Origin of the sequence: Kitasatospora sp. NPDC059673 (assembly GCF_042734215.1) — a bacterium.
In the GTDB taxonomy this organism is placed as follows: Bacteria; Actinomycetota; Actinomycetes; order Streptomycetales; family Streptomycetaceae; genus Kitasatospora.
The window spans coordinates 71,255-94,017 of record NZ_JBHWEN010000008.1 but is presented as its reverse complement, the minus strand read 5'-3'; the positions used below and the strand labels follow the sequence as shown (position 1 = coordinate 94,017).

The following is a 22,763-nucleotide window of genomic DNA, read 5'->3' as shown; positions in this document are numbered from 1 at the left end:
ATTCCTGCGAACGGGGTCGGGGTTACTGCCGGGAGAGCGGACCGCCCGGCCGGGGTGCCCGGCCGGGCGGAGGATCAGACGGAGTCGGCCAGCCGGTTGATCGCGGCCAGCGGGATCGGCAGCCAGCTGGGCCGGTGCCGGGCCTCGTACACCACCTCGTACACGGCCTTGTCGATCTCCAGGGCGCGCATCAGCTCCGGGGACGCGGACGGGTCGCAGCCGCCGCCCGCGGTGTAGCCGGCGCAGTACGCGGCCCGGTTGCGGGCCGCCCAGGCGGAGGCCAGCAGGGCCAGCTCCGGGTCCTGGGCGGGGGAGCCGGCCAGCAGGTGGGCGGCCGCGTAGTCGAAGGAGCGCAGCATCGCGGCGACATCCCGCAGCGCGGGCTGCGGCAGACGGCGTTCGGCCAGCGGTTTGGCCGGCTCGCCCTCGAAGTCCAGCAGCACCCAGCCCTGCGGGGTGCGCATCGCCTGGCCGAGGTGCAGGTCGCCGTGGATGCGCTGGACCAGCAGCCCGTCCAGGTGGGCGGCCGTCAGCTGCTGGAAGGCGGAGCGCAGCGCGGAACGGTAGCGCAGCAGGCCGGGGACCGCGGTGACGGCGGAGTCCAGCCGGTCGGCCATCGCACCGGCCAGTTCGGCGATCCGCGGCCGGTCCAGCCGGGTGGTGGGCATCGAGCGGGCCAGCACCCGGTGCACCTCGGCGGTGGCCCGGCCCAGCCGGTGCGCCTCGATCGCGAAGTTGCCGGGCGACGGGTCGCCCTTCAGCCGGGCGACCTGGTCGAGCGCCAGCTCCCAGCCGTCCTCGGCGTCCGGCAGGTAGCGCTGCAGCAGGCCCAGGGTGGCGGGCTCGGAGCGCTCCAGGCGGCACTCGAACCAGGCGGCGACCCGGGGGATGCGGGTCGAGCCGGCCCGGGACAGCGCCAGCGACAGTTCCAGGTCGGGGTTGGTCCCGGGACTGATCCGGCGGAACAGCTTCAGGATGAACGCGGTGTCGTAGATCACCGAGGAGTTGGACTGCTCCGCGGTGGACGCCCGCCCCGGGATGTTGCCCGGCAGGCCCGGGCCCGGGGTGCGGCGGAAGCACAGCGAGCCGAACCGGTCGCCGGTGGCCAGGTGTTCCAGCAGACGGCCGGTCAGCTCCGGGTCGTGCACCGCGTCGTAGAGCGTCGCGCCGTCGTAGGTGCCGCCCGCCAACCGGCCCAGCACCGCCCGATGCCCGACCGCCGCGGGCCGCTCCGAGCGGATGCCCAGCAGCAGCTGGTACACGTCACCGGGGCCGGTGGCCGCCGCCCCGCCGTGCTCCACTCGCAGCAGCAGGTGCAGCAGCGCCGGGTCGCCGACCTGGAGCGGCGTGCCGATCACGGGGGTGAGCGCGGCGATCGGCCGGCCCTTGCCGGCGTACCAGCGCTGGGTGGGAAGCCATTCGGCGATCAGCGGCAGGGCCGCCTGGACCAGCTCGCTGACTCCCGCGGCGGTTCTCCGGACCCCCGGTGCCCGCGTCCCGACCGGCCCGGGGGCGGCGGACGGATCACGGTGCAGGTGGGCTTGAGAACGGGAGGTTTCGGACATGACTCCCTTTCCCCGGAAGCGGGCGACTGCCCGACGGGATCGTGGCCGGGCCCTTCACTCTTCCGGATTTCGACGGCGCGTCGGCGACGGCACGCGAGCCGGGGCCCGGTGTCACGCCTTCGTGTGGATGGCCGTTGGGCTGTTCTCCGTACGCGGTGGTGCGAAGACCTCCGGGGGCGCGCGGAGCGACTCGCGCGCCCGCGGAAGGGGTGTCCCGGAGCGGGGCCGGAGGGATCGCTGGTGCGGGGGCGGGGCGGCCCCCACCGCTACTTCGCGGACGCCTTCGCCGGGGACTGGCGCAGCTGGAACCAGTAGAAGCCGTGGCCGGCCAGCGTCAGCAGGTACGGCCATTCGCCGATGGTGGGGAAGCGCACACCGCCGATCAGCTCGACCGGGTACCGCCCCCCGTACTGCCGCAGGTCCAGTTCGGTCGGCTGCGCGAACCGCGAGAAGTTGTTCACGCACATGACCAGGTCGCCCTCGTACTCGCGCACGAAGGCCAGCACCGCGGGGTTGCTGGAGGGCAGCTCGGTGTAGCTGCCGAGGCCGAACGCGGGGTTGAGCTTGCGGATCTCGATCATGCGACGCGTCCAGTGCAGCAGCGAACTCGAACTGCTTTGCTGCGCTTCGACGTTGGTCACCTGATAGCCGTACACCGGGTCCATGATGGGCGGCAGACTGAGCCTGCCCGGGTCGGCGGAGGAGAAACCCGCATTGCGGTCCGGCGTCCACTGCATCGGGGTGCGTACGCCGTCCCGGTCGCCGAGCCAGATGTTGTCGCCCATGCCGATCTCGTCGCCGTAGTACAGCACCGGGCTGCCCGGCAGCGAGAGCAGCAGCGCGGTGAACAGCTCGACCTGGTTGCGGTCGTTCTCCAGCAGCGGGGAGAGCCGGCGGCGGATGCCCACGTTGGCCCGCATCCGCGGGTCCTTCGCGTACTCCGCGTACATGTAGTCGCGCTCCTCGTCGGTGACCATCTCCAGGGTCAACTCGTCGTGGTTGCGCAGGAAGATGCCCCACTGGCAGCCCGAGGGGATCTCCGGGGTCTTCGCCAGGATCTCGGAGACCGGGTGGCGGGACTCCCGGCGGACGGCCATGAAGATCCGCGGCATCACCGGGAAGTGGAACGCCATGTGGCACTCGTCGCCGCCGGAGCCGAAGTCGCCGAAGTAGTCGACCACGTCCTCCGGCCACTGGTTGGCCTCCGCCAGCAGCACGGTGTCCGGGTAGTTGGCGTCGATCTCCTTGCGGACCCGGCGCAGGAAGTCGTGGGTCTCCGGCAGGTTCTCGCAGTTGGTGCCCTCGCGGGCGTACAGGTACGGCACCGCGTCCAGCCGGAAACCGTCGATGCCGAGGTCCAGCCAGAACCGCAGCGCCGCCATCACCTCCTCCTGCACCCGCGGATTGTCGTAGTTCAGATCCGGCTGGTGGCTGAAGAAGCGGTGCCAGTAGTACTGCTTGCGGACCGGGTCGTACGTCCAGTTCGAGCTCTCGGTGTCGACGAAGATGATCCGGGCGTCCGGGTACTGCTTGTCGTCGTCGGCCCACATGTAGAAGTCGCCGTACGGGCCCTCCGGGTCGCTGCGGGAGGCCTGGAACCACGCGTGCTGGTCGCTGGTGTGGTTCACCACGAAGTCGATGATCACCCGCATGCCGCGGGCGTGCGCGGCGTCGACGAACTCCACGAAGTCGGCCAGGTTGCCGAACTCGGGGAGCACCGACTGGTAGTCCGAGACGTCGTAACCGCCGTCCCGCAGAGGGGAGTTCATGAACGGGGGGAGCCAGAGGCAGTCCACACCCAGCCACTGGAGGTAGTCGAGCCGCGAGGTGAGCCCCTTGAGGTCGCCGACTCCGTCGCCGTTGCTGTCCTGGAACGAACGCACCAGGACCTCGTAGAAGACCGCGCGTTTGAACCACTCGGGGTCGCGGTCCCGGGCGGGCGTGTCGGCGAAGGTGTCGGGGACGGGCTCGTTCACTGTCACTGCGGGTTCCTCCGAACCGTGAGGAGGTGGGCCGGCCCGGAAGAGGGATCGAGCCGGACGTAGTTGTGACGGCCCCAGGCGTACGTCGCGCCGGTCAGCTCGTCGTGCACCGTCAGCGGCCCCGGCACGTCGAGCGTGACGGTGGCCTCCTGGACGTGGTGCGGGTCCAGGTTGACCACGCAGATCACCTGGTCCTCCAGGCCGTCCTCGGTGACGGCGCACTTGGAGAACGCGATGATCCGCTCGTTGTCGACGGGGTGGAAGCGCAGGTCCCGCAGCTGCTGGAGCGCGGGATGCCGGCGGCGCAGCCGGTTCAGGGCGGTCAGCAGCGGCGCGAGGGAGTCCTGCCGGGTCCAGTCGCGCGGCCGCAGCTCGTACTTCTCCGAGTGCAGGTACTCCTCCGAGCCGGGCTTCGCGGGCTCGTTCTCGTACAGCTCGAAGCCCGCGTAGATCCCGAAGGTCGGCGACAGCGTCGCGGCCAGCACCGCGCGCACCGCGAAGGCCGCCGGGCCCCCCTGCTGGAGGTACTCCGACAGGATGTCCGGGGTGTTGGCGAAGAAGTTCGGCCGCATCCAGGCGGCGGCCTCGCCGGTCAGCCCGGTCAGGTACTCCGTCAGCTCGGCCTTGGAGTTGCGCCAGGTGAAGTACGTGTAGGACTGGTGGAAGCCGATCTTGCCCAGGGTGTGCATCATCGCCGGGCGGGTGAACGCCTCCGCCAGGAACAGCACGTCCGGGTCGGTGCGGGCGATGTCCGAGAGCACCTTCTCCCAGAAGTTCACCGGCTTGGTGTGCGGGTTGTCGACGCGGAAGATCCGCACCCCGTGGCCCATCCAGAACCGCAGGATCCGCACCGTCTCGCGGACGATCCCGTCGAAGTCCTGGTCGAAGTTGACGGGGTAGATGTCCTGGTACTTCTTCGGCGGGTTCTCGGCGTACGCGATGGTGCCGTCCGCGCGGTGGCTGAACCACTCCGGGTGCTTGTGCACCCACGGGTGGTCCGGCGAGCACTGGAGCGCGAAGTCCAGCGCCACCTCCAGGCCCAGCGCGCCGGCCTCCGCGACGAAGTGGTCGAAGTCCTCCAGGGTGCCGAGGTCCGGGTGGACGGCGTCGTGCCCGCCCTCCGGGGAGCCGATCGCCCAGGGCGAACCGACGTCCTGCGGAGCGGCCTCCAGGGTGTTGTCCGGGCCCTTGCGGTGGGCCCGGCCGATCGGGTGGATCGGCGGCAGGTACACCACGTCGAAGCCCATCGCGGCCACCGCGGGCAGCCGCTCGGCGGCCGTCCGGAAGGTGCCGGAGACCGGCGCCTCCACGCCGTTCGGGTCCACCACCGCGCCCTCCGAGCGCGGGAAGAACTCGTACCAGGAGCCGAACAGCGCCCGCTTGCGGTCCACCTGGAGCGGCTGCGGACGGGTCGCCGAGAGCAGCTCGCGCAGCGGGAAGCGGGCCAGCAGCGCCGTCACCTCCGGCACCAGCGCCGCCGCGTAGCGGCTCAGCGGCGGCAGGCCGGAGTCGCGCAGCGCGTCCACCGCGGCCAGCACCTGGGCCCGGCCCTCCTTCTTCGGCACCCCGGCCGCCGCCCGCTCCAGCAACTGGGCGCCCTCCTCCAGCACCAGCGCGGTGTCGATCCCGGCCGGGAGCTTCACCGCCGCGTGCTTGCGCCAGGTCGCCACCGGGTCGCCCCACGCCTCCACCAGGTACGACCAGCGGCCCGGCGCGGTCGGCGTGACGTACGCGCCCCAGCGGTCGCTGCCCTCGGACAGCTCGCGCATCGGCGTCCACGGACCGGAGCGGCCGCGCGGGTCGCGCAGCACCACGTTGGCCCCCACCGCGTCGTGGCCCTCGCGGAACACCGTGGCGGAGACCAGGAAGCGCTCGCCCTCCACGGCCTTGGCCGGACGCCGGCCGGCGTCGACGAGCGGGGTCACGTCAAGCACGGGGATGCGGCCGATCACGGTGTCGCTCTCTGTCCTGGTGCGGGTGGGACGGGTTGGGGATTTGCGCGGGGACGACGTGGTGCCAGTGGCAGGCGCAGTGGATGCGGTGGCGGCGGTGGCCGATGGGGCGCCGGTGGGCGGGGCCGCGACGGACCTGACGGTGGTGGTCCGTTTCGACGCGGCCTTGCGCGGGCTGCCGGTCCGTTTCGCGGGCGGTGCGCCCGCCCGCTTGCGGGCCGCCCCGGTGCGCGGGGCCGGTACCGGGGGTTCCCCGGTCGACGGTCCGTCAGGGGTGTGGTCCGTCGGTACCGTGGACTGGTCCCGCGTGTCGCCGTGCATGCCAAGCTCCTGCCCGAGATCGGCGGCAGCTCTGCCCGGCGGGCGACGCCGGGAGAGTACCGGGAGGACTGCTGGGTGAGGAAGGACGCGCGGCCGGAGCCGGCCCCGCGCCGACGGACCCGGCCACCCCGCCCGCCGACCGCCGCAGCGGGACCCGCCGCGGCGAACGTGCGTGATCCCGGCGCGCGTCGCTCGGTGCGCGCCCCCGCGTGACCCAGCCCACCGGAAAACGACCGGCCGGGGAACGAGGACACGCGAAGACACGCCTACTGGGGCCGAATGGGCTAAGGGAAGTGAGGGCACGTCAAAACCGGACCTGCACCGGCCGGATGCAGCGGGGGACGACCGTCCGATCGTGCACCAGCGGCACCCACGACCTTGTTGCATCCTCGCACCGCGGGCAAGAGCTACGGGCGGGTAGGCGCGCGGTTTCAGCCGGTATGCAACGGTGAAACAGGCACCCGCAACACCTCCGATCCCAGGAGTTCACACCCGACGGCGCATGTTTTACCTGCTTGCGCCCGCCGCGCGCCCTGATTTGCCACCACGCGCCCGGAACGATCTCAACGCTGCTCCGAACGGGTGTGGCGCCCGCACGTTGACGCCCAGTCAGGCGAAAGGTCGGGACTACCCTTCAAGCCGTGAAGGCAATCCGCAGGTTCACCGTCCGCACCGTCCTGCCCGAACAACTGCAGCCACTGCACGAGCTCGCGCTGAACCTCCGCTGGTCCTGGCACCCCGAGACCAGGGAGCTGTTCCGCTCCGTCGACCCGGACGTCTGGGCCGCCGTCGGAGAAGACCCGGTCCGGCTGCTCGGCGAAGTCCCCGCGGCCCGGCTCGCCGCCCTCGCCGGCGACCGGCGGTTCCTGCGCCGGCTCGGCGACCTCGCCGACGACCTGCGCGACTACCTCACCGGCCCGCGCTGGTACCAGTCCGCGAACGACCCCGGGAGCGAGCTCCCCGCCGGCGTCGCCTACTTCTCGCCCGAGTACGGCATCGCCGCCGCCCTCCCGCAGTACTCCGGCGGCCTCGGCATCCTGGCCGGAGACCACCTCAAGGCCGCCTCCGACCTCGGCGTCCCGGTCATCGGCGTCGGACTCTTCTACCGGCACGGCTACTTCCGGCAGTCGCTCAGCCGGGACGGCTGGCAGCAGGAGCGCTACCCCCTGCTCGATCCCGACGCGCTCGCCGTCACCCTGCTCCGCGAACCCGACGGCACCCCCTGCCGGATCGACCTCGCACTGCCCGGCGGCCGCACCCTCGCCGCCCAGATCTGGCGCGCCCAGGTCGGCCGAGTCCCGCTGCTGCTGCTCGACTCCGACATCGAGGCCAACAACCCCGCCGAACGCAACGTCACCGACCGCCTCTACGGCGGCGGCAGCGAACACCGGCTGCTGCAGGAAATACTGCTCGGCATCGGCGGCGTCCGCGCCGTCCGCACCTACGCCCGGCTCACCGGCCACCCCGAACCCGAGGTGTTCCACACCAACGAGGGCCACGCCGGCTTCCTCGGCCTGGAACGGATCGCCGAACTCACCACCGAACACCCCGGCCTCGGCTTCGCCGACGCGCTGGAGGCCGTCCGGGCCGGCACCGTGTTCACCACCCACACACCCGTCCCCGCCGGCATCGACCGCTTCGACCGGGACCTGATCGCCCGCCACTTCGGCGGCGACGCCGCACTGCCCGGCGTCCCCGTCGACCAGGTGCTCGCACTCGGCGCCGAGAGCTGGGCCGGCGGCGACCCCAAACTCTTCAACATGGCCGCCATGGGCCTGCGGCTCGCCCAGCGCGCCAACGGCGTCTCCACCCTGCACGGCGCCGTCAGCCGGGAGATGTTCCGCGGCCTGTGGCCCGGCTTCGACGCACCCGAAGTCCCGATCACCTCGATCACCAACGGCGTCCACGCCCCCACCTGGATCGACCCCGCCGTGGTCCGGCTCGGCGCCACCGAGATCGGCCAGGAACGCGCCGACGAAGCCATGGCCGTCGGCACCGCCGGCCAGTGGACCGGCCTGGAGCGGATCGGCAACGCCGAAGTCTGGAAACTGCGCCGCACCTTGCGCGCCCAACTCGTCGACGAGGCCCGCCGACGGCTCCGCGCCTCCTGGCAGCAGCGCGGCGCCGGCGACGCCGAACTCGGCTGGACCGGCACCGTGCTCGACCCCGACGTCCTCACCATCGGCTTCGCCCGGCGCGTCCCGTCCTACAAGCGGCTCACCCTGATGCTGCGCGACCCCGCCCGGCTGCGCGCGATGCTGCTGCACCCCGAACGGCCCGTGCAGATCGTCGTCGCCGGCAAGGCACACCCCGCCGACGACGGCGGCAAGCGCCTCATCCAGCAACTCGTCGCCTTCGCCGACGACCCCGCGGTGCGGCACCGGATCGTCTTCCTGCCCGACTACGACATGGCGATGGCCAAAGCCCTCTACCCCGGCTGCGACGTCTGGCTGAACAACCCGCTGCGCCCGCTGGAAGCCTGCGGCACCTCCGGAATGAAGGCCGCGCTGAACGGCTGCCTCAACCTGTCCATCCTCGACGGCTGGTGGGACGAGTGGTACGACGGCCAGAACGGCTGGGCCATCCCCACCGCCGACGGCGGCACCGGCGAGGGCGTACTCGACCCGGAGAGCCGGGAGGCCGAACGGCGCGACGACATCGAGGCCGCCGCGCTCTACGACCTGATCGAGCACCAGGTCGCCGCCCGCTACTACGACCGCGGCGCGGACGGGCTGCCGCACCGGTGGATCTCGATGGTGCGGCACACGCTGGTCACCCTGGGGCCCAAGGTGCTCGCCGGCCGGATGGTGCGCGAGTACGTGGAGCGGCTCTATGTTCCGGCGGCGGAGGCGCGACGGGGGCTGGCCGGTCCGGCTTTCGACTACGCCGGTGCGAAAGCCCTTGCGGGCTGGAAGGCGAAGGTCCGGGACGCGTGGCCCTCGGTGCGGGTGGAGCACGTCGAGGCGGACGGGGTCGGTGAGGCGCAGGAGTTGGGCGCCACGCTCGCGCTCCGGGTGCAGGTGGCGCTCGGGCGGCTCGGGCCGGAGGACGTCGAGGTGCAGGTGGTCTCCGGGCGGGTGGACGAGAGTGACCGGATCTCCGAGGCGACGACGCTGGCGTTGAAGCCGGCCGGGGGAGGGACGGATCTGGACGGGCGGCTGCGGTACGAGGGGCGAATGGAGCTGTCGCGGACTGGGCCGTTCGGGTACACGGTGCGAGTGCTTCCCGCGCATTCGCGGCTTGCGTCGATCGCGGAGCTGGGGCTGCTGGCGGTGCCGGTGGAGCTGGGGGGACTGGAGGCGGGGGTGCTCAGGTAGGCGCTTTCAGGGGCCGGGGAAGCGAAGGGTCGAGTCGGTCGGCGCTCAAAGAAGGGGACCCGAAACTACGGGACCTTTTCGCGCCCTGTTGGTCCTCCGCAGACTCGGCCCCGCCGTTCCCCGAGCCCCTGGTTTCGCACCCCCGGGTCCCTGGTTTCAGGACCGCCAGGAGTGCCAGAGGCGGGCGTACGGGCCGTCGGTCGTGACGAGCTTTTCGTGGGGGCCGAGGTCGGTGAGGTGGCCCTGGGTGAGGACGGCCACGCGGTCTGCGTCGTGGGCGGTGTGGAGGCGGTGGGCGATGGCGATGACGGTGCGGCCGGTGAGGGTGGCGGCGAGGGCGCGTTCGGTGTTGCGGGCGGCGGTGGGGTCGAGGAGGGCGGTGGCCTCGTCGAGGATCAGGGTGTGCGGGTCGGCCAGGATGACGCGGGCGAGGGCGAGTTGTTGGGCCTGGGCGCCGTCGAGGCGGTTCGTGGGGCCGAGGTCGGTGTCCAGGCCCTCGGGCAGGTCGTGGTGCCAGCCGACGGCGTCGAGTGCGGCGGTGAGGGTGGGGTCGTCGGCGTCGGGGGCGGCGATCCGCAGGTTGTCGCGGAGGGTGCCGAGGAAGACGTGGTGCTCCTGGGTGACCAGGACGACCTGACGGCGCAGCCTTTCGGGGGAGAGGTCGGCGAGCGGGACGCCGCCGACGGTGATGGTGCCGCTGCGGGGCCGGTCGATGCCGGCCAGGAGGCGGCCGAGGGTGGTCTTGCCGGAGCCGGACGGGCCGACCACGGCGAGGCGTTCGCCGGGGCGCAGGTCGAGGTCGAGGCCGTGCAGCACGTCGGGCCCGTCCGGGTAGGCGTAGCGGACGTCGGTGACCCGGATCCGGTCGTCGGCGGGTTCGCGGTCGGCGGCCGGGGCGGGCGCCGGGGTGGCGGCGAGGCCTTCGACGCGGGCGTACGCGGCGGTGCTGCTCTGCACGGATTCGAGCAGCACGACGATGGTGTCGAGGGGTTCTTCGAGGCGTCGCAGGTACAGGACGGCGGAGACGGCGGCGCCGAGGGTGACGGTGTGGTGGGCGACCAGCAGGGCGCCGAGCGGGAGGACCAGGACGACGGGGAGGGTGTACGAGAGGTTGATGACGGCGAAGAAGCGCAGCCGCAGGTGCAGGGTGCGCAACCGGGCGCGGTTGGCGGTGTCGATGGCGTGGCGGCCGGCGTCGAGGCGCTGCTGCTGGAGGCCGAGGGCGTCGATGGTGCGGGCGCCGTTCGCGGTGGCGGAGAGGGTCTCGGCGAGGGCGGCGTTGGCGGCCCGGTCGGCGAGGTAGGCGGCGCGGGCGCGGCGCAGGTACCAGCGGGCGCCGAGGGCGATGCCGACGACGCCGAGCAGGCCGCAACTGCCCAGCAGGGGGCTGACGGTGAGGATCGCGCCGAGGATGAACAGGGCCTGGGCGGCGGCCACGAAGAGTTCGGGGGCGGCGTCCCGGAGGGTCTCGCCGACGGCGGTGGCGTCGGTGGTGCCGCGGGAGGTGAGGTCGCCGGTGCCGGCCCGTTCGGCGGTGGCGGCGGGCAGGGCGAGGACCCGGTCGAGGAGCTGTTCGCGGACCCGGGCGGCGGCCCGTTCGCCGAATCGGTGCGCCAGGTAGCGGGCCTGGCGGTTCATCAGGATCTGGACGGTGGCGCAGCCGAGCAGCAGGAGGCCGAGGCGGTCGATGTCGCCGGTGGTGGCGCCGTTGGTGACCCGGTCGATGATCCGGCCGAGCAGCCAGGGCCCGGCCAGGCCGAGCAGGGCGGCGAGGCCGTTGAGGGCGAGGACGGCGGCGAACGCCCGCCCGTCCTCGCGGACCAGCCGGGTGGCGGCGTGGCGGACCTGGCGGGCGGTGGCGATCGGCAGGGTGCTCATTCGGCCAGCTCGGTGGGGGAGTTGGGTCCGCGGGTGACCAGGGAGCGGTAGCCGGGCCGGGTGCGGAGCAGTTCGCGGTGGGTGCCGCTGGCGGCGACCTTGCCGTCCACCAGGTAGTGGACGGTGTCGGCCTGGTCGAGCAGCAGTGGGGAGGTGCTGGTGAGGGCGGTGGTGCGGCCGGTGCGGGCGGCGCGCAGTCCGGTGGCGATCGCGGCCTCGGTGTGGGCGTCCACCGCGGAGGTCGGCTCGACGGCCAGCAGGACGTCCGGTTCGGCGGTCAACGCGCGTGCGAGGCGCAGGCGTTGGCGTTGTCCGCCGGACAGGTTGCGGCCGTCGGCGGCGATCGGGGCGTCGAGTCGGCCGCCCAGGGAGCCGAGCAGGTCGAGGGCGGCGGCGGACTCCAGGGCGGCCAGCAGGGTGTCGTCGGGGGCGTCGGTGCGGCCGCGGACGGTTTCGCGCAGGGTGCCGGCGAACAGCGTCGCCTCGTTCTCGGCGAGGGTGATCCGGGCCCGGACGTCGGCCAGGGGCAGGTCGGCGAGCAGGGTGTCGCCCCAGGTGGCGGTGGTGGCGGGAGCGAGCCGGGCGAGGCGTTCGGCGACGGCGGCGGTGTCGGCGGGGCGGGCGGCGGCGAGCACCGTCAGCTCGCCCGGGGCGAGTCGGACGCCGGACTCGTGGTCGATCAACTCTGCGGTGGGGGCGGGGAGTTGGTCGGTGGCTCGGTCCGGGTCCGGGGTCAGGTGGAGGAAGTCGGTGACCCGGCGGGCGCAGACCAGGGCGCGGCCGATGTCCTGGCTGTTCTCGATCAGGAAGTACACCGGGGCGACCAGCACTGCGGCGTACGCGAACACCGCCGTCAGCTGGCCGGGTGTCAGGTCGCCTTCGACGGTGAGGCGGGCGCCGAGCCAGGTGACGGCGGCGAGCAGCAGCACCGGCAGGCCGCCGCCGAGTGCCTGGATCCAGCTGACGGCCGCGCCGACCCGGTAGCCCTCGGCGCGCAGCGCCCGGGAGTCGGCCCGGTAGCGGGCCGCGTACACGTCCTTGCCGCCCAGGCCGTTCAGCACCCGCAGGCCGCCCGCCAGGTCCTCGAACCGGACGGTCAGGCGGCCCTGGTGGTCGCGGAAGCGGCTCTCGGCGGCCTGTTGACGGGCCATCAGCGGGCGGAGGGTCAGGGCGAGGAGGGGCAGTCCGAGCAGGACGACCAGGGCCAGCAGCGGGGAGAGGGTGAACAGGATCGCGGCGGTCGTCAGGTAGCAGATCACCGCGCCCACGCCGGGCCCGATGAAGGTGAGCGCCATGGCGATCCGGGACACGTCGGAGATGCCGATGGTGACCACCTCGCCGGCCGAGACCTGGCGGGGCAGCGCCGCGCCGAGCCGGACGCTGTGCCGCAGCACCACGGCGATGGTGCGGAAGGACGCGTCGTTGCGGACCATCGTCATGGTGCGGTGCCGGCACCAGGCCAGCACGAGGTTCAGCAGGCCGAAGCCGAGCATCGCCGCCGACCAGCCGAGCACCACCCCCGTCCGGCCCGGGCGCAGGCCGTCGTCCACGGCGCGGGAGAGCAGGTACGGCTGGACGGTCAGTCCGAGCATCCAGGCGGTGCCGTAGAAGGTGCCCGCCAGCGAGCGGCGGCGCTGGCTGCGGACCAGCCACCACAGGAAGCGGAGCGGGCTGCGGGCGTCTGGGGGGCCGGCTCGGCCGGCGGTCGGGTCGTCCACGGACCGAGGCTAGCGGCGGTGCCAGGAGCGGGTCGATCGATTTCCGGTGCGGCTGGGGGCAGCGACGGGGACCGGGAACGGCGGGACCTTCTGCCCCGGCTGATCGCCGGCGGACTCGGTCCCGCCGTTCCCCGGACTCCCCGAAGGCACCTCTACACCAGGCTGTCCTTCCAGGTCTGGTGGAGCGTCGCGAAGCGGCCTTCGCCGGCGATCAGGGCGGCCGGGGTGCCGTCCTCGACGATGCGGCCCTGGTCCATGACGAGGACGCGGTCGGCGATTTCGACGGTGGAGAGGCGGTGGGCGATGATCACGGCGGTGCGGCCGGCCAGGACGGTCCGCATGGCGTGCTGGACGGCCTGTTCGCCGGGGACGTCGAGGGAGGAGGTGGCCTCGTCGAGGATGAGGACGGCGGGGTCGGCGAGCAGGGCGCGGGCGAAGGCGACCAGTTGGCGTTGGCCGGCGGAGATACGGCCGCCGCGCTTGCGGACGTCGGTGTCGTAGCCGTCGGGGAGGGCGGTGATGAACTCGTGGGCGCCGATCGCGCGGGCCGCGGCCTCGATCTCGGCCCGGGTGGCGTCCGGCTTGCCGACCGCGATGTTCTCGGCGACCGTGCCGGAGAACAGGAAGGACTCCTGGGTGACCATCACGACGGCGGACCGCAGGTCGGCGGTGGTGAGGTCGCGGAGGTCGACGCCGTCGAGGGTGACGGCGCCGGCGGTGGGGTCGTAGAAGCGGGCGAGCAGCTTGGCCAGGGTGGACTTGCCGGCGCCGGTCGCGCCGACCACGGCGGTGGTCCGGCCGGCGGGGAGGACGAGATCGAACTCGGGCAGCACCTCCTTGCCGTTGGCGTAGGCGAACCGGGTCTCGCGGAAGGCGACTTCGCGGCCCTTGCCGGTGGCGGCGGGCAGCGGGGAGGGTTCGGCGGGTTCGGGGACGGAGGGCTCGTGGGCGAGCAGGCCGGCCATCTTCTCCAGGGCGGCGGCGGCCGACTGGTAGCTGTTCAGGAACATCGCCAGCTGGTCGATCGGGTCGTAGAGGCGGCGCAGGTACAGCACGAAGGCGGTGAGGACGCCGAGTTCGAGGCTGCCGTCGCTGACCAGCAGCGCGCCGAGGACGACCACGGCGGTGATCCAGGTGTTGGCGGTGATCCGGGACAGGAAGACGTACCGGGCCATCTCCAGCAGGCCGTCCGCGGTGGCGGTGGCGGACTGCTGGTTGACGGTGTCGAACGCCTTGTTGTTGGCCCGTTCGCGGCGGAACGCCTGGACCGGGCGGATGCCGTTCATGGTTTCGGTGAAGCGGACGATCAGCGCGGCCACCGCGGTGCGGGAGCGGCGGTAGACCTGCTGGGAGCGGCGCCGGAAGGACCGGATGATCAGGTACATCGGCAGGAAGGACACCAGCGCGGCGAGGCCCAGGCGCCAGTCCATCAGGATCAGCACCACGGTGATGTAGCCGACCGACAGGCAGACCATCAGGAGTTCCTGGAGGCCCTCGGCGAGCAGTTCGCGCAGGGTGTCCACGTCGCTGGTGGCGCGGGAGATGATCCGGCCGGAGGTGTAGCGCTCGTGGAAGTCCAGGCTGAGCCGCTGCGCGTGCTTGAAGATCCGGCCGCGCAGGTCCAGCAGGATGTCCTGGTTGATCCGGGCCGCGAGCCGGATGAAGGAACGTTGCAGCAGGGTGGCGACCAGCGCGCAGGCCAGGTAGGCGGCGGTGACGGCGATCAGCGGGCCGGAGTCGTGGTCGCGCAGCGCGGGGATGCCGCGGTCGATGGCGTAGGCGACCAGGAGGGGTCCGGCCTGCAGGGCGGCCTGCTGGAGCAGGACGGCGAGCACGGCGACGGCGATCCGGCGGCGGTGCGGGGCGAGCAGTGAGCCGAGCAGGGCGCGGGGGGCGCCGGGCGGGACGGGGATGTCCTGGTCGTCGGCGGCCGTGGGAACCAGGTCGTCCTCTTCGACGGCGGGTTCGGCGACGGCGGTGGTCATCGGGCCAGCGCCCCTTCCAGTTCGGATTCGCCGGACATCAGGGCCCGGTAGGCGGGACAGGACTCCAGGAGTTCCTGGTGGGTGCCGACGGCGGTGATCCGCCCGTCGGCGAGCAGCGCGACCCGGTCGGCCAGCAGCACGGTGGACGGGCGGTGCGCGACGACCAGCGCGGTGGTGTCCGCGAGGACCCGCCGCAGGGCGCGTTCCACCAGTGCCTCGGTGTGCACGTCGAGCGCGGACAGCGGGTCGTCGAGGACCAGGAAGCGGGGTTCGCCGACCACGGCGCGGGCCAGCGCGAGGCGCTGGCGCTGGCCGCCGGACAGGCTCAGGCCCTGCTCGCCGACCTCGGTGTCCAGGCCCTCGGGGAGCCGGTCGACGAAGCCGGCCTGCGCGGTGTCGAGGGCGCGGGCGAGCTGTTCCGGGTCGGCGTTCGGGGCGCCCATCAGCACGTTCTCCCGGACGGTGGCGGAGAACAGGGTGGGCTCCTCGAAGGCGACGGCGACCTCGCGGCGCAGCTCCTCGCGCGGCAGGTCGCGGATGTCGGTGCCGTCCAGCGTGATCGACCCGGCGGTGGGCTCGTACAGGCGGGGGAGCAGCGCGGTGAGGGTGGTCTTGCCGCTGCCGGTGGCGCCGACCAGGGCGAGCGTCTCGCCGGGGCGGATGTGCAGGTCGATGCCGGCCAGAAGGTCGGGGGTGCCCGCCGGGGCGTCGGGGTAGCGGAAGCGGACGCCGGTGAAGCGGATGCCGCGGTCGTCCGACGGGGTGTCACCGGACGGGGGGTCGGCGGGCTCCGGTTCGTCCATCACCTCGAAGTAGCGGTTGGTGGCGCTGGCGGCCTCGGCGGCGAAGCCGAGCAGCCAGCCGATCGACTCGACCGGCCAGCGCAGGGCGAGCGCGGTGGAGAGGAAGGCGACCAGGGTGCCGGCCGAGAGTTCGTCGTGGGCGACCAGCACGACGCCGGTGGCGAGGGCGCCGCCGAGGGCGAGTTCGGGCAGGCCGACGATGACCGCCCACAGGTCGCCCAGCAGCCCGGCCTTGCGGAGTTCGGTGTCGCGCAGGGCGGCGCTGTGGCCGCGGAACTCCTCGGCCATGGTGCGGTGCCGGCCGAAGGCCTTGAGGATGCGGATGCCGAGCACCGACTCCTCGAGCACGGTCGCGAGGTCGCCGTTCTGGTCCTGGGCGAGCCGGGAGGCGGCCGAGTACCCGGCCTCGAAGCGGCGGGTGTAGATCATCAGCGGGATCGCCGGGATCAGGGTGATCAGGGCGAGCCGCCAGTCCAGCGCGAACATCAGCGCGGTGCCGGTCAGGAAGACGGTGGAGTTGACCACCAGGAAGACCAGCGGGAAGGCCAGGAACAGCCGCATCACGAACAGGTCCGAGGTGGCCCGGGAGAGCAGCTGCCCGGACGGCCAGCGGTCGTGGAAGGAGATCGGCAGCCGCTGGAGCTTGGCGAACAGGTCGCCGCGCATCCTGGCCTCCACCTTGGCCAGCGGGCGGGCCACGATGATCCGGCGGATGCCGAACAGGCCGGCCTCGGCGAAGCCGAGCAGCAGCAGGGCGAGGGCGAGCGGCCACAGCCCGGCCAGGTCGTGGTGGGCGACCGGCCCGTCCACGATCTTGCGCAGCACGATCGGCACGGCCAGCACGCTGAGCGAGGCGAGCCCGGCGGCGGCCATCGAGCCGAAGATCCGCCAGCGGGCCTCGCGGGCGTACGGCCACAGGCGCAGCAGGGACCGCACCGGCGATCGGGGAACCGATGCGGGTGAACTTTCGGTGTGGTCCGTTGACGGAGTGTTCGAATCCGCGGGGGTGGGCGGAGCGGGGTTCTGGTTCTCGGCCATCGGCGAGAGGGTAGGCGCTGCCACCGACATTTCTCATCCGGTTTTTTGCCCCTGTCGGCGAGATCCGGCCAGGCCGGACGGGGCGTCAGCCCTGTTCACGGCGCTCCCCATTGCGCCGTTCGGGTCGCTCGGGGCGCCGCGCGCCGCTGCTGGGAGCCCCCTGGCGCAAGGGGCGCACAACCCTCGGGGCCCGGCGTGATGGGGCGCACTTCGGCCAACGGCACACCACGAGCGCCTCCTTGCAGGCCCCCCGGCACCGCGGTGTCTGATCTGGGCCGAAGTGATCGCCGTGGATCACCGGAGCAGCCAGGAGACCCGCATGTCGGTCGAGACCGAGCACGCCCCCGAAGTCCAGGCCCCGGCCCAGCAGAGCCTGAGCACCGCGGCGGCGCGCAACCTCGCCACCACGACCAAGTCCAAGCCGCAGATGCAGGAGATCAGCTCACGCTGGCTGCTGCGCAAGCTGCCCTGGGTCCACGTCTCGGCCGGCACCTACCGGGTCAACCGGCGGCTCTCCTACGCCGTCGGCCGCGGCCGGGTGTCCTTCGTGCAGACCGGCCGGGAGGTCAAGGTGGCGGCGCCCACCCTGCGCGAAGTCCCGGCGCTGCGCGGCTTCGCGGACCACGCGGTACTGAACGAGCTCGCCGGGCGCTTCGTCCAGCGCGGCTTCAGCGCCGGCGAGGTCCTGGTTCAGCAGGGCACCCCGATCAACGAGGTGTTCGTGATCGCGCACGGCAAGGTCGAGCGGATCGGCACCGGCAAGTACGGCGACGACACCGTGCTCGCCGTGCACGCCGACGGCGACCACCTCGGCGACGAGGCGCTCAACCTCCCCGACGGGCGCTGGCCGTACACCGTGAAGGCCGCCACCGCCGGCACCGCCATGTCGCTGCCCTGGCCGGCCTTCCAGGAGATCGTGGACCGCTCCCCGGCCCTCCAGGCACAGATCGCGCTCTTCCTCGCCGGGCAGGCCGCCGAACAGAACGAGCACGGCGAGGCCGAGATCGGCATGTCGGCCGGCCACCACGGCGAGTACGGCCTGCCCACCGCCTTCGTGGACTACGAACTCGGCCCCCGCGAATACGAGTTGAGCGTCGCCCAGACGGTCCTTCGGGTGCACAGCCGGGTCGCCGACCTCTACAACAAGCCGATGGACCAGACCCAGGAGCAGCTCCAGCTGACCATCGAGGCGCTGCGCGAGCGCCAGGAACACGAGATCGTCAACAACCCCGACTTCGGGTTGCTCTCCAACTGCGCCTTCGACCAGCGGATCCAGACCCACTCCGGCGCACCCACCCCCGACGATCTGGACGAGCTGCTCGCGATGCGCCGCGACACCGACTACCTGTTCGCGCACCCGAAGGCGATCGCCGCGTTCGGCCGCGAGGCCAACCGGCGCGGCGTCTACTTCTCCACCGCCGAGGTGCACGGCCACCGGGTGCCCGCCTGGCGCGGCGTCCCGCTGCTGCCCTGCGGCAAGATCCCGGTCCGCGGCGGCACCACCTCGATCCTCGCGATGCGCACCGGCGAGCACAACCAGGGCGTGGTCGGCCTCACCCAGGTCGGCATCCCCGACGAGGTCGAGCCCGGCCTGAACGTCCGCTTCATGGGCATCGACGAGAAGGCCGTCGTCAACTACCTGGTCTCGACGTACTACTCCGCCGCGATTCTGGTCCCCGACGCGCTGGGCGTGCTGGAGAACGTCGAGGTCGACCACCCCCGGTCCTGACCGCCCCACGCCGAAAGACGACCCCGACATGCCCTCACTGCTCACCCGGACGCTCGCCCCGCACGGCACCCACGAGCTGGCGGCGCTGGTCTCCGCCATCCTCACCCACCCCGAGCGCCCCGCCCCCGGCCGGCTCACCTGGCACGCCCCCGGCCCCACCGGCCTCGGCACCAGCGGCCTGCTGACGCACCGCCCGACCGTCCCCCACCGGGCTACCGGCGACATCGTCCGGGACGCCCCCGCCGCCCGGCCGATCACCAACGGCAAAGCCCCCGCGCTGTACTGCCCGCCCGCGATGCGCGACGACCCGGCGCTCGGCGACCTGGTCAACGAGCGGCTGATCGAGTGGGCCGAGCGGATCGGCATCTACCCCGGCCGCACCGACATGCTGCGCAAGGCCAACTTCGGCCGGCTGATGATGCTCGCCCACCCCGAGACCGACGACCCCGACCGGCTGCTCGCCGCCGCCAAGTGCGGCCTGGCCGAATGGTCGGTGGACGACCACGTGGTGGACGGCGAGGTCGAGGAACCCCGGCACGAGGTGATCGGCCAGCGCCTGGCGATCTGCCACTCCGTCATCGACCAGGCCCAACTGCCGCTGCGCTACGCCCCCCAGCTGGAGGAGAACGTCCAGCGCGACCCGGTCGCCATGGCGCTCCGCTCCGCCCTCGGCGACCTGGCCGCGTACGCCAGCTGGAACCAGGTCCGGCGGCTGCGGCACGAGCTGGCGATCATGTTCGTGGCGTACGGCCAGGAAGGCATGTGGCACACCACCGGGCACCGCCCGCCGGTGTGGGAGTACCTGATGCACCGGCACGAGAACTCCTTCATCCCGTGCATGGTGCTGGTCGACGCGATCGCCGGCTACGAGGTGCCGCAGGCCGAGTTCGCCGACCCCGCCGTGCGCCGCACCTTCAACCTGGCCGGCACCGCCACCGTGCTGATGAACGACCTGTACTCGATGGGCAAGGAAGACCCCAGCGACTTCAGCCTGCCGATGCTGATCGCCACCGAGGAGGGCTGCTCGCTGGAGGAGGCCGTCCAGCAGAGCGTGGCGATCCACGACGAACTGATGCACACCTTCGAGGCCGAGGCCTCCGCCCTCGCCCTGACCGGCTCGCCCGAGCTGCGCCGCTTCCTGGCCGGCACCTGGGCCTGGGTCGGCGGCAACCGCGAGTGGCATGCGGGCAGCGCCCGCTACCAGACCGACTGACCATCGTCCACCGCCAGTTGAGGAGCACGCCGTACATGACCACCACCGTCCCGAGCGCCACCAACGTGCTGCGCACCGCGTTCCAGAAGTCGGTCGCCAACTACTGGAACCTGGAGAAGGACCCGGTCAACATCAAGCTCGGTGAGGTCGACGGCCTCTACCACCACCACTACGGCCTCGGCCCGGTCGACCCGTCGGTGTTCGAGGGCCCGGACCAGACCCGCGACGAGCGCATGATCAAGGAGATGCACCGGCTGGAGACCGCCCAGGCGGACGTGCTGCTCGACCACCTCGGCGACATCGCGCCCACCGACGCGCTGCTGGACGCCGGTTCCGGCCGCGGCGGCACCAGCATCATGGCCAACCTGCGGTTCGGCTGCGAGGTGGACGGCGTCTCCATCTCCGAGCAGCAGGTGGCGTTCGCCAACGGGCAGGCGCACGAGCGCGGCATCGCCGACCGGGTCCGCTTCCACTTCCGCAACATGCTGGACACCGGCTTCCAGACCGCCTCCCGCCGGGCGATCTGGACCAACGAGACCACCATGTACGTGGACCTGTTCGAGGCGTTCGGCGAGTTCTCCCGGCTGCTCGCCCCCGGCGGCCGCTACGTCTGCATCACCGGCTGCTCCAACGACGTGATGGGCCTGCGCTCGAAGGCCGTCAGTCGGATCGACGAGCACTACATCTGCAACATCCACCCGCGCAGCCAGTACTTCAAGGCGCTGGCCGCCAACAACCTGGTGCCGATCAGCGTGGTCGACCTGACCGCCGACACCATCCCGTACTGGGAGCTGCGCGCGCAGTCCTCGGTGGCCACCGGCATCGAGGACCCGTTCCTGACGGCGTACAAGGAAGGCAGCTTCCACTACCTGATGATCGTCGCCGACCGGGTCTGACGGCCGGTCGAACGGGAGGCCCGGGCCGGCGCCCGGGCCTCCCGTCATGCCGTCATGCCGTGAGCAGCACGGTCGAGCGGGCGGTCAGGGTGATCCCGGTGACCGGCTCCGGCGCCGGCGCGCCGGCCAGGGCGGTGTCGATCAGCGGGCGGTGCGGGCCGGGCAGGGTGAAGTGCCGCGGCTCGGGGCCGGCGTTGAGCAGCAGCAGGAAGTCCGCGTCGTGCACCGCCCGGCCCTGCTGGTCGCGCTCGGCCATCGCGGTGCCGGACAGCCGCAGGGCCAGCGCGTGGCCCGGGGCGAACCAGTCCGCCTCGGTCATCTCCCGCCCGTCCGGGGTGAACCAGCTCAGGTCGCGCGGCCCGTCGGGCCCGGCCGGGCGGCCGGAGAAGAACGCCCGCTGCCGCAGCACCGGGTGGGCGCGGCGCAGCCGGATCAGCCGGGCCGTCAGCTCGGCCAGCGAGCGCCACCCCGGGTCGTCCAGCAGCGACCAGTCCAGCCAGCCGGTCTCGTTGTCCTGGCAGTACGCGTTGTTGTTGCCGTGCTGGGTGCGGCCGAGTTCGTCGCCCGCCGTCAGCATCGGTACGCCGCTGGACAGCAGCAGGGTGGTCAGCAGGTTGCGCAGTTGACGCACCCGCAGCTCGCGGATCGCCGGGTCGTCGGTGTCGCCCTCCGCGCCGTGGTTCCAGGACCGGTTGTCGTCGGTGCCGTCCCGGTTGTCCTCGCCGTTGGCCAGGTTGTGCTTGCGGTCGTAGGAGACCAGATCGCGCAGGGTGAAACCGTCGTGCGAGGTCACGTAGTTGACGGAGGCGTAGGGGCGCCGGCCGCCGCGCTGGTACAGGTCGGAGGAGCCGGCGATCCGGGTGGCCAGCTCGCGCACGTCCGGCCGGGCGCCGCGCCAGAAGTCGCGCACGGTGTCCCGGTAGCGGTCGTTCCACTCGCCCCACAGCGGAGGGAAGCCGCCCAGCTGGTAGCCGCCCGGGCCGACGTCCCACGGCTCGGCGATCAGCTTGACCCGGCTGAGCAGCGGGTCCTGCGACACGGCGGCCAGGAACGGGTGCTCCATCTCCACCGCATCGCTGCCGCGGGCCAGCGCCGCCGCCAGGTCGAAGCGGAAGCCGTCCACGCCCATCTCCGCGACCCAGTAGCGCAGCGAGTCGGTGATCAGCCGGATCACCTGCGGGCGGCGGGTGTCCAGGGTGTTGCCGCAGCCGGTGTAGTCGGCGTAGCCGCGGCGGGAGCGGTCCAGCCGGTAGTAGCCGGCGTTGTCGATGCCGCGGAAGGACAGCGCCGGGCCCATCACGCCCGACTCGGCGGTGTGGTTGTACACCACGTCGAGGATCACCTCGATGCCCGCCGCGTGCAGCGCCCGCACCATCCGCTTGAACTCGCCGACCTGCTGGCCCCGGCTGCCGGAGGACGAGTAGCCCGCGTGCGGGGCGAAGAAGCCGAGCGTGTTGTAGCCCCAGTAGTTGACCAGGCCGCGCTGCTGGAGGTGGTCCTCGCTGACGTGATGGTGGACCGGCAGCAGCTCCACCGCCGTCACCCCCAGCCCGGTCAGGTGCGCGATCGCCGCCGGGTGGGCCAGGCCCGCGTAGGTGCCGCGCAGCCCGGGCGGGATGTCGGGGTGGCGCTTGGTGAAGCCGCGCACGTGCAGCTCGTACAGCACCGTCTCGGCCCACGGCGTCTTCGGGCGCTGGTCGTCGTACCAGTCGTCGGCGTCGTGCACCACCACCGCCCTGGGCACGTACGGCGCCGAGTCCCGGTCGTCCCGGACGGTGTCCGCGACGTCCCGCTCCGGCCAGTGGCGGACGGCCGAGCTCACCGCGTCGTGCGTGACGCAGCCGCCGTCGATGGCGCGGGCGTACGGGTCGAGCAGCAGCTTCGCCGGGTTGTGCCGGGCGCCCGTCCACGGGTCCCACCGGCCGTGCACCCGGAAGCCGTAGCGGGTGCCGGGCAGCACGCCCGGCAGGTAGCCGTGCCAGGTCTGGTACGTCTGCTCGGTCAGCCGGTGCCGGCTCTCCTGGCCGCGGTCGTCGAACAGGCACAGCTCGACCGCCTCCGCGCCCGGCGCCCAGAGCGCGAAGTTGGTGCCCCGGCCGCCCTCGCCGTCGGTGCGGAACCGGGCGCCCAGCGGCTGCCAGCTGCCCGGCCAGGGCGGCGCCGGGGCGGGCCGGGGCGCCGAACCGTTCGGCCGGGCGGCCGGTCGTGCCTCCCGGGACGTGCCCGCACCCCGCTCCTGCCACGCTGTCATGGCGACCCTCCCAGCCATCCGGGGGCTCGTCCCCGTTCTTCCGGTTGTTCCCTGTGCGACGCCGCCCGTCACCCCGGGTCGGAATGTGTGACGCACCGTGATCAATCCTGTGCCC

The 22,763-nt window shown here is 72.7% G+C and carries 12 protein-coding genes; 4 read left to right on the top strand and 8 right to left on the bottom strand.

The features are described 5' to 3' along the window. Positions 1-74: 74 nt before the first annotated feature. The 3 genes from ACFV18_RS12250 to ACFV18_RS12240 form a co-directional block, all read right to left on the bottom strand. Positions 75-1,565 carry a maltokinase gene (locus ACFV18_RS12250; RefSeq protein ID WP_380482130.1) on the bottom strand — a complete coding sequence of 497 codons (1,491 nt, stop codon included), beginning with the start codon at positions 1,563-1,565 and terminating at the stop codon, positions 75-77. Positions 1,566-1,831: 266 nt separating this feature from the next. Next, the gene (gene treS / locus ACFV18_RS12245) at positions 1,832-3,547 is read right to left on the bottom strand and encodes a maltose alpha-D-glucosyltransferase (protein ID WP_380482128.1); all 1,716 of its coding nucleotides are present in this window, start codon (positions 3,545-3,547) and stop codon (positions 1,832-1,834) included. Then, positions 3,544-5,499 (bottom strand): alpha-1,4-glucan--maltose-1-phosphate maltosyltransferase, encoded by a 1,956-nt coding sequence (locus tag ACFV18_RS12240; protein ID WP_380482127.1) that lies wholly within the window; start codon positions 5,497-5,499, stop codon positions 3,544-3,546. The genes treS and ACFV18_RS12240 overlap by 4 nt, the downstream gene beginning before the upstream one ends. A gap of 962 nt (positions 5,500-6,461) precedes the next feature. On the opposite strand from ACFV18_RS12240, the gene glgP reads away from it, so the two are divergent. Next, a complete protein-coding gene (gene glgP, locus ACFV18_RS12235; RefSeq protein ID WP_380482125.1) occupies positions 6,462-9,137 on the top strand; it encodes an alpha-glucan family phosphorylase in 2,676 nt (891 codons plus the stop codon). A 156-nt stretch (positions 9,138-9,293) separates the two neighbouring features. Here glgP and ACFV18_RS12230 read toward each other — a convergent pair whose 3' ends face one another. The 4 genes from ACFV18_RS12230 to ACFV18_RS12215 form a co-directional block, all read right to left on the bottom strand. Next, complete coding sequence (locus ACFV18_RS12230; protein WP_380482123.1) at positions 9,294-11,015, bottom strand: ABC transporter ATP-binding protein; 1,722 nt, start codon at positions 11,013-11,015, stop codon at positions 9,294-9,296. Further along, positions 11,012-12,733 carry an ABC transporter transmembrane domain-containing protein gene (locus ACFV18_RS12225; protein WP_380482121.1) on the bottom strand — a complete coding sequence of 574 codons (1,722 nt, stop codon included), beginning with the start codon at positions 12,731-12,733 and terminating at the stop codon, positions 11,012-11,014. Before ACFV18_RS12225 ends, ACFV18_RS12230 begins: the two co-directional genes overlap by 4 nt. Positions 12,734-12,885: 152 nt before the next feature. Then, positions 12,886-14,718: an ABC transporter ATP-binding protein gene (locus ACFV18_RS12220; protein ID WP_380482119.1), complete on the bottom strand. Its 1,833-nt coding sequence runs from the start codon at positions 14,716-14,718 to the stop codon at positions 12,886-12,888. After that, complete coding sequence (locus ACFV18_RS12215) at positions 14,715-16,559, bottom strand: ABC transporter ATP-binding protein (RefSeq protein ID WP_380482117.1); 1,845 nt, start codon at positions 16,557-16,559, stop codon at positions 14,715-14,717. Before ACFV18_RS12215 ends, ACFV18_RS12220 begins: the two co-directional genes overlap by 4 nt. Positions 16,560-16,878: 319 nt before the next feature. Here ACFV18_RS12215 and ACFV18_RS12210 point away from each other — a divergent pair, with 319 nt between their 5' ends. The 3 genes from ACFV18_RS12210 to ACFV18_RS12200 are packed head-to-tail and all read left to right on the top strand — an operon-like array spanning position 16,879 to position 20,397. Next, entirely contained in the window at positions 16,879-18,288 is a 1,410-nt protein-coding gene (locus ACFV18_RS12210; protein WP_380482115.1) for a family 2B encapsulin nanocompartment shell protein, read from the top strand. Between the two features lie 28 nt (positions 18,289-18,316). Continuing rightward, the gene (locus tag ACFV18_RS12205) at positions 18,317-19,501 is read left to right on the top strand and encodes a family 2 encapsulin nanocompartment cargo protein terpene cyclase (protein ID WP_380482113.1); all 1,185 of its coding nucleotides are present in this window, start codon (positions 18,317-18,319) and stop codon (positions 19,499-19,501) included. Positions 19,502-19,536: 35 nt separating this feature from the next. Further along, positions 19,537-20,397 (top strand): geranyl diphosphate 2-C-methyltransferase, encoded by an 861-nt coding sequence (locus tag ACFV18_RS12200; protein ID WP_380482111.1) that lies wholly within the window; start codon positions 19,537-19,539, stop codon positions 20,395-20,397. Positions 20,398-20,449: 52 nt separating this feature from the next. Here the strand turns inward: ACFV18_RS12200 and glgX are convergent, their stop codons facing one another. Then, positions 20,450-22,648 carry a glycogen debranching protein GlgX gene (gene glgX / locus ACFV18_RS12195; RefSeq protein ID WP_380482110.1) on the bottom strand — a complete coding sequence of 733 codons (2,199 nt, stop codon included), beginning with the start codon at positions 22,646-22,648 and terminating at the stop codon, positions 20,450-20,452. Between the last annotated feature and the right edge of the window lie 115 nt (positions 22,649-22,763).